12 protein-coding genes are annotated in these 14207 nt (G+C 70.9%); 2 read left to right on the top strand and 10 right to left on the bottom strand.

Annotated elements, in window-relative coordinates; all coding sequences use genetic code 11:
• Positions 1-392 precede the first annotated feature (392 nt).
• Positions 393-1880, top strand: coding sequence for a peptide MFS transporter (locus OG758_RS29075; protein WP_326712650.1), 1488 nt, complete (start codon positions 393-395; stop codon positions 1878-1880).
• Positions 1881-1984: 104 nt separating this feature from the next.
• Here OG758_RS29075 and OG758_RS29070 read toward each other — a convergent pair whose 3' ends face one another.
• The 6 genes from OG758_RS29070 to OG758_RS29045 all read right to left on the bottom strand — a co-directional run bounded on the left by OG758_RS29070 (position 1985) and on the right by OG758_RS29045 (position 7491).
• Entirely contained in the window at positions 1985-3277 is a 1293-nt protein-coding gene (locus OG758_RS29070) for a hypothetical protein (protein ID WP_326716068.1), read from the bottom strand.
• Positions 3278-3315: 38 nt separating this feature from the next.
• The gene (locus OG758_RS29065) at positions 3316-4446 is read right to left on the bottom strand and encodes a hypothetical protein (RefSeq protein WP_326712649.1); all 1131 of its coding nucleotides are present in this window, start codon (positions 4444-4446) and stop codon (positions 3316-3318) included.
• Positions 4443-5450 carry a COG1470 family protein gene (locus tag OG758_RS29060; RefSeq protein WP_326712648.1) on the bottom strand — a complete coding sequence of 336 codons (1008 nt, stop codon included), beginning with the start codon at positions 5448-5450 and terminating at the stop codon, positions 4443-4445. Before OG758_RS29060 ends, OG758_RS29065 begins: the two co-directional genes overlap by 4 nt.
• 52 nt (positions 5451-5502) lie before the next feature.
• Entirely contained in the window at positions 5503-6192 is a 690-nt protein-coding gene (locus OG758_RS29055) for an LPXTG cell wall anchor domain-containing protein (RefSeq protein ID WP_266671263.1), read from the bottom strand.
• A gap of 194 nt (positions 6193-6386) precedes the next feature.
• A complete protein-coding gene (locus tag OG758_RS29050) occupies positions 6387-6908 on the bottom strand; it encodes an ATP-binding protein (protein WP_326712647.1) in 522 nt (173 codons plus the stop codon).
• Between the two features lie 214 nt (positions 6909-7122).
• Positions 7123-7491, bottom strand: a complete 369-nt coding sequence (locus OG758_RS29045; RefSeq protein ID WP_326712646.1) for an STAS domain-containing protein — start codon at positions 7489-7491, stop codon at positions 7123-7125.
• Positions 7492-7753: 262 nt separating this feature from the next.
• Here OG758_RS29045 and OG758_RS29040 point away from each other — a divergent pair, with 262 nt between their 5' ends.
• Positions 7754-8638: an RNA polymerase sigma factor SigF gene (locus OG758_RS29040; RefSeq protein ID WP_326712645.1), complete on the top strand. Its 885-nt coding sequence runs from the start codon at positions 7754-7756 to the stop codon at positions 8636-8638.
• Between the two features lie 68 nt (positions 8639-8706).
• Here OG758_RS29040 and hutI read toward each other — a convergent pair whose 3' ends face one another.
• The 4 genes from hutI to hutU all read right to left on the bottom strand — a co-directional run bounded on the left by hutI (position 8707) and on the right by hutU (position 14202).
• The gene (gene hutI, locus OG758_RS29035) at positions 8707-9876 is read right to left on the bottom strand and encodes an imidazolonepropionase (protein WP_326712644.1); all 1170 of its coding nucleotides are present in this window, start codon (positions 9874-9876) and stop codon (positions 8707-8709) included.
• A gap of 110 nt (positions 9877-9986) precedes the next feature.
• Positions 9987-11324: a formimidoylglutamate deiminase gene (locus OG758_RS29030; RefSeq protein WP_326712643.1), complete on the bottom strand. Its 1338-nt coding sequence runs from the start codon at positions 11322-11324 to the stop codon at positions 9987-9989.
• Entirely contained in the window at positions 11315-12517 is a 1203-nt protein-coding gene (locus tag OG758_RS29025; protein ID WP_326716067.1) for an allantoate amidohydrolase, read from the bottom strand. Before OG758_RS29025 ends, OG758_RS29030 begins: the two co-directional genes overlap by 10 nt.
• A gap of 20 nt (positions 12518-12537) precedes the next feature.
• Positions 12538-14202, bottom strand: a complete 1665-nt coding sequence (hutU, locus tag OG758_RS29020) for a urocanate hydratase (protein WP_326712642.1) — start codon at positions 14200-14202, stop codon at positions 12538-12540.
• Positions 14203-14207: the final 5 nt, after the last annotated feature.

The following is a 14207-nucleotide window of genomic DNA, read 5'->3' as shown; positions in this document are numbered from 1 at the left end:
CGCCTTCGAATCCGCGCGAACGGTTCCGTCGAGACCTGTGATCCATGTCTCAAGTCCTTCCATATGCCGCACTGTGGTGTCGTATGGTGAATCAACGCCTGATGCACTAAAGAACGACCTTTGAGCGCACTGCGCTGCGAAGGTCTCTTTCATGTGTGAGCTGGTTACCGCCAGCGTTGAAGGAATGACCTGTGGGCCGGACCCCGGACGCTAAGACGCGCACGGGGTGTGGATCCCGGAACAGCCGTACCTGGCCTCCGTAAGCGTCTTCGCACGCGGAGGCGATCCCCTGTGGGCGTGGGGAAGAGGACGGCATGTTGCGGTGCCGGCCACCCCCCTCACTGGCCGCGCGGTCACCCACGACCCGCGACCCGTACCAGCAAGGAACTTCCATGGCGACCAGCCTGACGAAGGAATCCACCGGGGCACCCTCCGGCGGCAAGACCTTCTTCGGCCACCCTCGCGGTCTGGCCACTCTGTTCATGACCGAGATGTGGGAGCGTTTCTCCTACTACGGCATGCGCGCCCTGCTTCCGCTGTACCTGGTGGCCCCCGAGGGGCTCGGCCTCGACGCTGCCACCGCGATCGCCATCTACTCCGTCTACGTCTCGACGGTGTACCTGCTCGCCATGCCCGGCGGCTGGTTCGGCGACCGCGTGTGGGGTCCGCGCAAGACGACCGCGATCGCCGGTGCGGTGATCATGGTTGGTCACCTGCTGCTGGCCGTCCCGTCGAACGGCGTCTTCTACGTCGGTCTGCTCTTCGTGGCCGTCGGTTCGGGTCTGCTGAAGTCCAACATCTCGACGATGGTCGGCCACCTGTACAACGGCCCGGACGACCCGCGCCGTGACGGCGGCTTCACCGTCTTCTACATGGGCATCAACCTCGGTGCGTTCGCCGCGCCGCTGGTCATCGGCACCGTCGGCCAGAACGTGAACTGGCACATCGGCTTCGCGCTCGCCGCGGTCGGCATGGCGATCGGCCTCGGCCAGTTCCTGCTGGGCACCCGCCACCTGTCGGAGAAGTCGTCGGTCGTCCCGAAGCCGCTGGACGCCGCCGAGCGCGCCGCCACGCTGAAGAAGTCGATGATCTGGCTGCTCATCGCGGTCGTCTTCTACGGCATCGTCGTGGGCACCGGCACCTACACCCTGAACTGGGTGATGGTCCCGCTCATGCTGATCGGCCTGATCGTCCCGATCATGGTCCTCGGCCGCATCAAGCGCGACAAGGAACTGACGAGCGCCGAGCAGTCGAAGGTCTCCGGCTACATCTGGTTCTTCGTCGCCGCCGCCGTCTTCTGGATGATCTACGACCAGGGTGGCTCGACCCTGTCGATCTTCGCCGACAGCCACGCCAACACGAGCGTCTTCGGCTGGGACTTCCCGGTCTCCTGGTTCCAGTCCGTGAACCCGGTGATCATCATGGCGCTGGCCCCGGTCGCCGCCATGATCTGGCTGGCGCTGGCCCGCAAGGGCAAGGAGCCGAGCACGGTCACCAAGTTCTCGCTGGGTCTGGCCCTCATCGGTATCTCCTTCTTCGTCTTCCTGCTGCCGCTGACGGCCGCGGGCGACGGCAAGGTCAGCCCCTGGTGGCTCGTCCTGATCTACTTCGTCCAGACGGTCGGCGAGCTGACGCTCTCCCCGGTCGGCCTCTCGGTGACCACCAAGATGGCCCCGGCGAAGTACGGCTCCCAGATGATGGGTGTCTGGTTCCTCGCGGTGACGGCGGGCGACGCGGTGACGGGTCTGCTCTCCACCTACGGCGCCGACCTCAACGGCTCGGGCGTCGTGGCCCTGGAGGCCGCACTCGCGGTGATCGCGGGTGGCGCGGTCTTCATGTACCGCAAGAAGGTCAAGGAGCTCATGGGCGACGTCCACTAGTCGCTCCGCTCTGCCGGCAGGCATCTGATCGGCCTGTGGACATCTGAAGGGCCGCCGCACCGGATTCGGTGCGGCGGCCCTTCGGCGTTACGGGGTGTGCCCGGTCAGCGCAGTCGCGCCCGCCGCTTCGGCAGGAACGTGAAGACCGCTCCACCCAGGAGGATCACCGTGCCTGCCACCAGGCCGAGGGCCCGCAGGATGCCGTCGTTCGAGGAGCCCGTTTCCGCGAGGCCGCCGGACGTGTCCGAGCCGCCCGCCGAGCCGGAGCCCGAGCCGCCGGCCGCGCCGCCCGGCTGGGCCGCCGTGTCGATCTCCAGGGAGACCTCCGTCTTCGACGGGGTGCAGGTCGTCGTCGTGCCGAGGGCCTTCACCGTGAGGACTCCGGGCGACAGGGTCGACTTGCCGTCGGCGCCCGGCTTGTAGGTACCCGTCAGGTCGGGGATGTTGATGGGCTCACCGGACTTGATGGGCTCCTTGTTCGTGGGGCCCTCCACATGCACCGTGCCCTTGTCGGCGCCGCCCAGCTTCACCTCCATCGACGGCTTGACCGAGTCCGCGGGGATGTCGGCCGGGCTGTCCATGACGGACTTCTTGAACTGGACCGTGAGGCCGTAGTTCCCGCCGTCCTTCTTGGCGTTGATCTGCACCGGCGAGGTGGCGTCCTTGTCGCCGATCGGTGTCTTGCACTTGTAGGGGATCTGGACTTCCTTGCCGGTGAAGTCGCTCTTCCCGCTGCCGCCGGTGTCACCGCCACCGGAGCTGGAGCCGCTGGTGGGAGTGGCGCCGGCGCTGCCTGTCGGCAGACCCGTGGGGAGCCCGGTGGGAAGCCCCGTCGGCACGCCCGTGGGCAGGCCCGTCGGGAGACCCGTGGGCAGCCCGCCTGTGGTGCCGCCCGCGTCGGTGACCTTGATGGTCGCGCCGGGCTTCACGGTCTCCTTGGGCGAGCACTTGGTGTCCGTCGAGATCGGCTTGCTGACGTTGATGTTGTACTTGTCAGGGGTCAGCGTCACCTCGCCGGGCGCCGTCAGCTTGATCTTGCCCTTCATGTCGGAGAGCACCATCGGGCTGTTCTTCTTGATCGGCGGGTTGGAGCGGGCGCCCTCCACCGCCAGGTCCGCGGTCTGCGCGCCGCCCACCTTCACCGTGCCCGTCGGCTTGACGGTGTCCTTGTCCAGGTCGAGGACGTCAGGGTTGTTCGAGGCGGCCTGTGTCGTCTTCCAGACGACCTCGACCTCGTCCCCCACCTTCGCCTCGGCGGGCGCCGTGATCTCCACCTTGGTCGTGCCCTCCACGGGGGGCAGGCCGGAGATCGAGGGCGGGATGCACTCGGTCTTGTACGCGACTTCGGCGGCCTGTGCCGGTGCGGCGGCGAGCAGGAGGCCCGCACCGCCCAGCATCAGGGCGACGCCGGCCGCGCTCACTCTCCGTTGGGTGCTCACGTGTTTCCCTTCGTTGTCGGGCTGTTGTCTGACGGTGCGGAGAGCTGACCGGCCGGTGCGCCCGGATCGGTGTCCGGGGTGAACCAGGGCAGGGCCGTAGTGGTGTGGGTGCCGGTTCCCGTGGTGTCGCGCGGCGGGCTCGCGGCGCGCCGGGAGGACTCGGGCAGGCGCAGCTTCGGTACGCGCGCGGCCAGTTCGGGAAAGTGCAGCGCGCCCCGGTGCCGGCCCGCGCCGCCGGAGCGCCGAGGGCGTACGCGGTCGACGACGGCCATCCCGATCCGGAACACGGCGGCCGGTACGACGACGCAGAGCAGGATCCAGAAGAGCGTCACGCCCCAGGGGCGGCCGACGCCCCACGGCTGCTCGGCGAGGACCTTGCCGCCGAACTTGAGGGAGACCAGGTAGTTGCCGTGTGCCCCCGAGGTGAGCTCGACGGGTAGCTTGATCTGCGCCTTCCTGCCGGGGTCGATCGTGCCGCGCCACTGCTGGTCCTCCCACTGCGGGGCGAACACGCCGTGGGAAGTGCCGACCTGGAAGACCGGGTCCTTGAGGGGGGCCGAGCCGACGTTGCCCACGGTGAAGACGAAGGTGCGCGACGCCGGGGCGCCGAACCAGGTCAGGACGCCGCTCGAACCGTCGAGCCGGGTGTCGGTGAGGACGGACAGCTTGCCGGCGCCCGACTGCGCGGGGAGCGCCTTGACCGGATGGCCCGCGACCTCGAGCACCGCGTCCGCCTGCGCCTTGTCGCCGGTGACGGTCGCCACGTGGACGACGCACGGGCAGGGCACGGGCGGCTCGGCGACCGGGAGCTTCTTGCTGAAGGTGCCCTTGTCCCCGGTGGTGACGGCGCGGCCGTCGGCGTTGGCGCAGGAGTTCGTGCCGCCGATGACTCCCCTGCCGGGTTCGGACTGACCGCAGATCAGCATCATGAGCAGCGTCCTGGGACGCCAGCCCGAGCCGCCGACGGTGATCGAACCGCCCGTGCCCGCCTGGGACTTGGAGAGGGTGACGACCGGCCCCTCGGCGGCGGAGGCGGCCTGCAGCGGCAGGGCGGCGAGGCCGAGCGCGGTGACGAGGACGAGCGCTGCCGCCCACAGCCGGGGCCCGCAGCGGTGGCGGCGGTTCATGACCAACTCCCTTGGATCTCTTGGCTCCCGTGGTTCCCGCTGTTCGCGCCGTTCTCGCTGCTCTCGCTGTTCTTGCCGTTCTTGCCGTTCCCGGCATGGCCACCGGTCGAATGCCGCCGTCGGCGTACGAACCAGAAGGCCGCGCCCCCGGCGGCCAGGATCACGGCGCACGTTCCGGCGACCGCCGCCCACGGCACGAACCGCTTCGTCGCCGTCGCCTCGTCGTGCGCTCCGCCCCCGGCCGTGACCGTGAGCCGCACCCGGACCGAGTCGAGGGCGGGGGCGTTCTTCCAGGGCTCGCTGAGGGTGACGCGTCGGCCCGGCAGCAGCTCGACCGGCAGGGTGCGCGGGCGCCGGTCGAGCGCCCGGCCGAGTACGCCGTCGGCGCGCACGGCGAGCCTCGGGGTCAGGACGGTGTTGCCGCGGTTGACGAGGTCGTACGAGATCCGGCCGCCGGCGACCCGGACCCGCTCGACGGTGAGCGCCGAGAGGGTGGGGCCGCTGACCCGCAGATGGACGCTGACCCCGGAGTCCCGCCCGTTCGCGCTCGCCACGACGGCGCCCGGGTGGTCGCCGGGCGTGGCGTCGGCCGGGACGGTGACGGTGAAGGGCACCTCGGCGCGGGTGCGCGCCGGGATCTTCACCTCGCGCCGGGCGAAGGTGATCCACGCGCCCGTGTCGGTCGACCTCGCGCGCAGGGAGAGGGCGCCGGTGCCGGTGTTGTCGGCGTCGGCGCCACGCAGCCGTACGGTCAGGGGGCGGCTGCCGGGGTTGGTGACGGCCACCTCGTCCTGGAGCACGGTGCCGGGCACCCCCTCCGCGTAGAAGTAGGGGCGCCCGTCCTGCGCGGGTCTGGTGCCGCCGCCGGCCGACGGCGAGACGGACCAGGCGGGCGCCGTGCCGGCCGCGGCCGCCGGGACCCCCGCCCCCGCGGTCAGCAGGACGGCGGCCCCGCACAGCGCGCGCAGGCGGGCGCGGGCCCGGGCCCGGGGACTGGACGGCATCGGCGGCTCCAGGTCGTCGCGTACGGATGTCGGACGGGCACGGCCGCCGAGGTCAGCGCGCCGCCTGGTTACGCCGCGTCAGCCACAGCACGCCCGCGGCGCCCGCGAGCAGCACCGTGCCGCCGAGGGTGCCGAGCGCGATCGCGGAGTCCTCGGGTCCCGTCTGCGGCAGTTCGCCGCCGGACGGGGTGCTCTGCGAGCCGCCCGAAGTGCCGCCACCCCCGGCCGACTTGACGTCCAGGGTCAGTGACGGCTTCGGGCTGTTCGCGGGTGTGCACGTGGTCGTGGTGCCGAGCGCCTTGATGGTGAGGACACCCGCCGTGAAGGTGACCTTGCCGCTCTTCGCCGGGGTGTAGGTGCCCGACAGGTCGCTGATCTTGATGGGGGTGTTGGCGGGGACCGCTTCCGCGTTCGGCGGCCCGGACACCGGCAGGGAGCCGGTCTCCGCGCCCCCCAGTTTGATGACGGCGCTGGGCTTCATGGCGCCCTTGCCGAGCTCGACCGGGCTGGACGAGACGCCCTTCTGGAAGGACATGGTGATCTTGTAGCCGCTGCCGCTCTTCACGCCCTTGATGTCGATCGGGGAGACCGCTCCCTTGTTCCCGATCGGCGTCTTGCACTGGTAGTTGACGTCCTGCACATCGGCCTGGGCTGCGGGGGCGGCCATCAGCACCCCGGAGCCGGCCAGGGCCGCGGCCAGCGCGAGCGCTGCCGTTCGCTTCTGGTACGTCCGGTACGACACCTCGAGTTCCCCTCATGCCGGGAGTTCCTGAGTTGCACGCGCCAAGTTACTGACGGCACATCAGATTGGGCGCTCAAGGTACGCCGGGGACCTTGTCGAGGGAAGACATAAGTGCGCGCCGGATCCGAAGGGATCCGGCGCGTGCGAAGAGACGTGCGAACCCGGGGTAACCCCAGGCCCCCCAAGGGCTCCCGTCAGGCGGGTGCCCCGACTTCGGCCCACACGGTCTTGCCGGGGAGGCCTGCGGTCCTGACGACCCCCCAGTCCACGCACAGGCGCTGCACGATGAACATCCCGTGCCCTCCGGGGCGGCCGGCGCGGTGCGGGGTCCGGGGCGCAGGCTGTCCGGACCCCCGGTCGGAGACCTCGATGCGCAGCACCTTGCCGTCGCAGGAGATGCGCAGCTCCTCGGGGCCCTCTGCGTGCAGACAGGCATTGGTGACCAGCTCGGAGACGACGAGCAGGACATCCTCGGCGGCGGCCCGCCGGTCGGCGGTGTCCGCCGGCATCCAGCCCCACGCGTGCAGCGCCTCGCGGGTGAAGTCACGGGCCAGGGGGACGATGCCGGCCGCCCCGACCAGGTTCAGCCTGCGGCTCTGGTGCCCGGCTGCCCGCCCGACGTCGACGGGGGGCAGACCTGGCGTGCCACCGGTTTCGCCGGCGGCTTCCGGCTCCGGGCCGCGGTCGCCCGGCGAGTAAGGCCGGGTGGTGCCCATCAGCACTTCACCTCACCGAGACTCTTGACGTGTGATGTGTGGAAAAGATCCGCCGTGGCGGCGTGGTCCGGCGTGGGACCCAGCATGTCTCCTGCCCGACCGATCCGTGAGAACACCCACTTGTTCGGCATGGCTGGTGTGACGCTGGTAACGCCTCGATCACGTAGAGACAACTGACGCGTAACTTCCGTGCTTCACCTGCGTACGCGTCCCGTCAGTCGTCGAGAGCCGCGCTCAGCGACTCATGGACGGTGAAGACGGCTTCCGCGCCGGTGATCTCGAAGACCCGGGCCACCACGGGCAGCATCCCGGCCAGATGGACTCCGCCGCCGGCGGCCTCCGCCTTGAGACGGGCACCGAGCAGCACATTGAGCCCGGTCGAATCACAGAACTCGAGCCGTGAGCAGTCGATCACCAACCGTGAGAATCCGGCGGTGAGACAGCTCTCCAGGGGTTCTCGCAATAGATCGGCGGTGTGGTGATCCAGCTCACCCGCCGGAGTCACGACGGCGCTGACGCCCTCTTCCCGCACCTCGACCAGAAGCCGGCCCCGATGCGCGCTGCCGACTGTCCCGCGGTCCATGACGTCTCTCTCTTCCGAGTCTGCTCGACCGTCGTGGCTGTTCATTGACGCCCTCGAACACTACGCCTTCAGTATGCCCTCCGGTACCCGAACAACCCCTAGGAATCGGACATTTACGCACAGAACGCACTTGCGGGCGGAGCGTAAAAGCGGGTAGGCCTAGTAAGGACAGCTATCGACCACGGCCGGCTTTGGAGGCGCCGCACACCGTAGTGCACGTATTGGCACCGGCAGCCATATGCCGAGAACGATGGAGGACATCATGTCACCCCGGCTCGACGAATCGCGTACTGACCAGGCGTCGACGTCGACACCCCCACCGGAACACGAGGCCTTCGACAACCTGGCCGGCCTGCCGGAGATCCCGCCTTTCGACGAGGTGGGCCCCGTGGATGCCCGGGCCCTGTCCAAAACGCTTTTCGAACGGCTGGAGTCCCTCGAAGAGGGCACCCACGAGTATTCGTATGTCCGCAACACGCTGGTTGAACTCAATCTCGCCCTGGTGAAGTTCGCGGCGTCCCGGTTCCGCTCCCGCAGCGAGCCGATGGAGGACATCATCCAGGTCGGCACGATCGGCCTGATCAAGGCGATCGACCGCTTCGAGCTGAGCCGCGGCGTCGAGTTCCCCACGTTCGCGATGCCGACCATCGTCGGCGAGATCAAGCGCTTCTTCCGTGACACGTCCTGGTCGGTCCGCGTTCCGCGGCGGCTCCAGGAGCTTCGTCTCGACCTTGCCAAGGCGGGCGACGAACTCGCCCAGCAGTTCGACCGCGCACCGACGGTGGGCGAGCTCGCCGAGCGCCTGGGCATCACGAACGACGAGGTCGTCGAGGGCATGGCCGCCTCCAACGCCTACACGGCCAGCTCCCTGGACGCACAGCCCGAGGAGGACGACTCCGAGGGCGCCCTCGCGGACCGCATCGGGTACGAGGACCACGGACTCGAGGGCATCGAGTACGTCGAGTCCCTGAAGCCCCTGATCGCCGAACTCCCGTCCCGGGACCGGAAGATCCTCTCCCTGCGCTTCGTCGCCAACATGACGCAGTCGGAGATCGGTGAGGAGCTGGGCATCTCCCAGATGCACGTGTCCCGGCTGCTGTCGCGCACGCTGGTACGCCTGCGCAAGGGCCTCACGCTCGAGGAATAGCCGTCACGCCTGAGCCATGACCTCCGTCGCCTCCGCGCACGCAGCGCGGAGGCGACGTGTGTCACGGCTCAGGCGGCGCGTACTCCGCGCCGCCAGACCGCCGACACCAGCGGCACGCCCGGCCGGTACGCCAGGTGCACATGGCTCGGCGCGTCGAGCAGGGCCAGGTCCGCGTACGCGCCCGGCGCCACGCGGCCGATGTCGTCGCGGCGCAGCGCCCGCGCGCCACCCGCCGTCGCGGACCAGATCGCCTCGTCCGGCGTCATCCCCATGTCCCGTACGGCCAGGGCGATGCAGAACGGCACCGAGGACGTGAAGGACGAGCCCGGGTTGCAGTCCGTGGACAGCGCCACGGTCGCTCCCGCGTCCAGGAGGCGGCGGGCGTCGGGCCACTCGGCGCGCGTGGAGAACTCGGCGCCGGGCAGCAGCGTGGCGACCGTCGCGCTGTTGGCGAGGGCGTCGACGTCCGCGTCCGTGAGGTGCGTGCAGTGGTCGGCGCTCGCCGCGTCGAGTTCGACGGCGAGCTGGACCCCGGGGCCGTGGCCGAGCTGGTTCGCGTGGACGCGGGGGTGCAGGCCGCGGGCCTTGCCGGCCGTGAGGATCGCGCGGGCCTGGTCGCCGTCGAAGGCGCCCTTCTCGCAGAAGACGTCGACCCAGCGGGCGTGCGGGGCGCAGGCGTCCAGCATCTCGCCGGTGACGAGCGCGACGTAGGCGGCCGGGTCGTCCGCGTAGTCCGGCGACACGATGTGCGCGCCGAGGTAGGTGACCTCGTCGGTGTGCCGCGCCGCGATGCGCAGCGCCCTCTCCTCGTCTTCGGTGGTCAGCCCGTAGCCCGACTTCGTCTCGAACGTCGTCGTGCCCTGGCGCAGCGCCTCGGCGAGGTAGTGCGTGAGGTTCGCCTCCAGCTCCGCGTCCGTGGCGGCGCGGGTGGCCGCGACCGTCGTACGGATGCCTCCGGCGGAGTAACTGCGGCCCGACATACGGGCGTTGAACTCCTGGGTGCGGTCGCCCGCGAACACCAGGTGGGAGTGCGAGTCGACGAAGCCGGGGATGACGGCGCGGCCCTCGGCGTCGTGGGTGGCGTCGGCGGCGGGGGCCTTCGCCTGCGGCCCCACCCAGACGATCCGGTCGCCCTCGACGACCACCGCCGCGTTCTCGATGAGCCCGAGCGGGCTGTCGCCGTGGGCCGGGTCGTTGGTGACCAGGGAGCCGATGTTGGTGATGACGGTGGTGGTCATGGTTCCTCTCCGTGGGTGGAAAATCCTCAAACGCCGGAGGGCTGTCGTGTCAGCCCGTCCGGCGTTCGAGGACATTCGGGAAGAGGCGGGCTGAGGGAGAGGGGACAGCCTTACGCCCGCAGCGCCCCGATCGCCGCGGCCAGCGCCCCGGGGACGTCTCCGACCAGCTCGTGCCGGCCGTCACGGACGATGTGCCGGCCGCCCACGACCGTGTGCCGCACGTCCGCGGCCGACGCCGCGAACACCGCCGTCTCCGCCCCGAGGCGCGGCACCGGGCCCGCCGTCCGTACGGAGTCCAGCGCGACCGTCGTGAGGTCGGCGAGGGCCCCGCGTTCGATCCGGCCGGCGTCGTTCCAGCCGAGCGCCGCGTGACCGTCGGCCGTGGCGGCGCGCAGCAGCGCCGCCGCCGTCCAGTGGCCCCGCGTCCGCGTGCGCAGCCGCTCGTTCAGCTCCATCGCCCGCGCCTCTTCGAAGAGGTCGATGACGGCGTGGCTGTCCGAGCCCAGGGAGAGCGGTGAGCCCTCCTTCTGGAGGGCGACGGCGGGACCGATGCCGTCGGCCAGGTCGCGTTCCGTGGTGGGGCACATGCACGTGCCCGTCCCGGAACCGCCGAGCAGGGCGATGTCCTCGTCGGTGAGGTGCGTGTTGTGGACGCCCGTGGTGTTCGGGCCGAGCACGCCGTGGTCCGCGAGGAGCCGGGTCGGCGTGCAGTCGTGCGCGGCCAGGCACGCCTCGTTCTCCGCGGTCTGCTCGGAGAGGTGGACGTGCAGGGGCGCGCCGCGCGTCCCCGCCCACTCGGCGACCGTGTCGAGCTGGTCCGCGGGGACGGCCCGCACGGAGTGGATCGCCGCGCCGATGCGCGCGTGGTCGCGGTCCTTGAGGAGCGTGGCCCGCTCGGCCCACGCCTCGGTGGTGCCGTCGGAGAAGCGCCGCTGGTGGCGGTCCGGCTCCTTGCCGAAGCCCGACGAGACATACGCCGTGTCGAGGAGCGTGATGCGGATGCCGGCCTCGGCGGCCGCCGCGATCAGGGCCTCGCCCATCGCGTTGGGGTCGTCGTACGGGGTGCCGTCCGGCGCGTGGTGCAGATAGTGGAACTCGCCGACGGTGGTGATCCCGGCGAGCGCCATCTCCGCGTACACCGCCCTGGCCAGCGCGTGATACGTGTCCGGGGTCAGCCGGTCCGCGACCGAGTACATGACCTCGCGCCACGTCCAGAACGTGCCCGAGCCCACCTGGACGGTGGAGCGCAGGGCGCGGTGGAAGGCGTGGCTGTGGGCGTTGGCCAGGCCGGGGACGGTCAGACCGCGCAGAACGGTCGCGCCGGGGGGCGGGGTGTCGACGCCGGTGCGCACGTCCGCGATGCGGCCGTCCTGCGACACCTCGACGACCACGCCCGGCTCGACCTCCGGGTCGAGCCAGGCATGCTCCAGCCAGTACGTCACCTGCACGCCAAGCCCTCCAGTACGTCGGCGAGTGCGCTCACTCCGGCGAGGCAGTCGTCCTCCGCGGCGTGTTCGGCCGGGGAGTGCGAGACGCCCGTGGGGTTGCGCACGAACAGCATGGCGGTCGGCACGGAGTCCGCGAGGATTCCGGCGTCGTGTCCCGCGCCGGTGCCGAGCACCGGGACGGTGAGCTGGTCGTCGGTGCCGAGGATGCGGCCGAGCTCGTCGCGCAGCGCGTGGTCGAACTCGACGACCGGCGTGAACGACTCGCGCACGGTCTCCAGGTCGATGCCGTGCGCGTCGGCGTACTCGCGGGCCGCCTTCTCGACGGCCGTGACGACCGTGTCGAGGGTCTGCTGGTCGGCGGCGCGGGAGTCGAGCCAGCCGCGGACCAGGGACGGGATGGCGTTGACGCCGTTCGGCTCGACGGAGATCTTGCCGAACGTGGCGACGGCGCCCGCGAGTTCCGCCTCGCGGCGGGCCGCGAGGACGGTCTGCGCGTACGACAGCATCGGGTCGCGGCGGTCCACGAGACGCGTGGTGCCCGCGTGGTTGGCCTCGCCGCGGAAGTCGAAGCGCCAGCGGCCGTGCGGCCAGATCGCGCTCGCGATGCCCACGGCGTCGCCGGACAGGTCCAGGGCACGCCCCTGCTCCACGTGCAGCTCGACGAAGGCGCCGATGCGCGCGAGCCGCTCGGGGTCGGGGCCGATCGTCTCCGGGTCGTGGCCCGCCCGCTCCATGGCCTGCGGGAGGCTGACGCCGTCGCCGTCCCGCAGCTGCGCCGCCTGCTCCGGGGTGAGCCGGCCCGCGGTGAGGCGGGAGCCGACACAGGCCAGGCCGAACCGGGCCCCCTCCTCGTCACCGAAGTTGGTGAGGGCGAGGGGGCGGGTGAACTCCGCTCCCCTGCGGCGGAGTTCGTCGAGGGCGGCGAAGGACGACACGACCCCGAGGGGCCCGTCGAACGCGCCGCCGTCCGGTACGGAGTCCAGGTGGGAGCCCGTGACGACGGCGTCCCCCGCGGCGGGGTCGCCGAGCCAGGCCCACTGGTTGCCGTTGCGGTCGAGTTCGTAGGTCAGGCCGCGGGACTCGGCCTGGTCCTTGAACCAGGCCCGGCAGTCGGTGTCGGCGGCGGTCCAGGCGAAGCGTCGGTAGCCGCCGCTCTCGTTGTTGCGGCCGATGGGCGCGAGGTCGCGCCACATCTCGCCGAAGGAAGCACTCGTCACGCGTCGTCACCCTCGCGCATCGGCACCCGCACCCCGCGCTCGGCCGCGACGTCGGCCGCGTGCTCGTAGCCCGCGTCGACGTGACGGATGACGCCCATGCCGGGGTCGTTGGTCAGGACGCGCTCGATCTTCTGCGCGGCCAGCTCGGTGCCGTCGGCGACGCACACCTGGCCGGCGTGGATGGAGCGGCCCATGCCGACGCCGCCGCCGTGGTGGATGGAGACCCAGGAGGCGCCGGAGGCCGTGTTGACCAGGGCGTTGAGCAGCGGCCAGTCGGCGATGGCGTCGGAGCCGTCCTTCATCGCCTCGGTCTCGCGGTACGGGGAGGCGACCGAGCCGGAGTCGAGGTGGTCACGGCCGATGGCGACCGGGGCGGAGAGCTCACCGGAGGCGACCATCTCGTTGAACTTCAGACCGGCCAGGTGGCGTTCGCCGTAGCCGAGCCAGCAGATACGCGCCGGGAGACCCTCGAAGGCGATCCGCTCGCCGGCCATGTCGATCCAGCGGTGCAGGTGCTTGTTCTCCGGGAACAGCTCCTTGATCGCCTTGTCCGTCTTGGCGATGTCCTCCGGGTCGCCGGACAGGGCGGCCCAGCGGAACGGGCCGAGGCCCTCCTCGAACAGCGGGCGGATGTGCGCCGGGACGAAGCCGGGGAAGTCGAAGGCGCGCTCGCAGCCGGCCTTGCGGGCCTCGTCGCGGATGGAGTTGCCGTAGTCGAAGACCTCGGCACCCTTGTCGAGGAAGCCGAGCATGGCCTCGACATGGAGGCGCATCGAGTGGCGCGCCTTGTCGGTGAAGCCGGCCGGGTCGGCCTCGCGCTCCTTGTCCCAGTCCTCGACCGAGATGCCGACGGGCAGGTAGGCCAGCGGGTCGTGGGCGGAGGTCTGGTCGGTGACGATGTCGATCGGGGCCTCGCGGCGCAGCAGCTCCGGGAAGATCTCGGCGGCGTTGCCGACGACGCCGATGGACAGGCCGCGGCGCTCGTCGCGGGCCTGGACCGCGAGCTCCAGGGCGTGGTCCAGGTTGTCGGCCTTGACGTCCAGGTAGCGGGTGCCGATGCGGCGGTCGATGCGGGTCTCGTCGACGTCGACACAGATCGCGACGCCCTCGTTCATCGTCACGGCGAGGGGCTGGGCGCCGCCCATGCCGCCGACGCCGGCGGTGAGGGTGATCGTGCCGGCGAGAGTGCCGTTGAACTTCTTGCGGGCGACCGCGCCGAAGGTCTCGTACGTGCCCTGGACGATGCCCTGCGAGCCGATGTAGATCCACGAGCCGGCCGTCATCTGGCCGTACATGGTGAGGCCCTCGGCCTCCAGCTTGCGGAACTCCTCCCAGTTGGCCCAGTCGCCCACCAGGTTGGAGTTGGCGAGCAGCACGCGCGGCGCCCACTCGCTGGTGCGCATGACACCGACCGGCTTGCCGGACTGCACGAGGAGGGTCTCGTCCGACTTCAGCGTCTTCAGCGTGCGCACGATCGCGTCGTACGCCTCCCAGGACCGGGCCGCCTTGCCGGTGCCCCCGTAGACGACCAGCTTGTCGGGGTACTCGGCGACCTCTGCGTCGAGGTTGTTCATGAGCATCCGCAGGGCACCCTCCTGCTGCCATCCCAGGGTGTTCAGTTCCGTACCGCGCGGGGCTCGTACGGGGCGGGGTCCTGACATGGCTG

The organism is Streptomyces sp. NBC_01474 (assembly GCF_035918215.1).
Taxonomy (GTDB): Bacteria; Actinomycetota; Actinomycetes; order Streptomycetales; family Streptomycetaceae; genus Streptomyces; species Streptomyces aureus.
The sequence above is the reverse complement of the archived record's forward strand: the minus strand, read 5'-3'. Positions and strand labels throughout refer to the sequence as shown.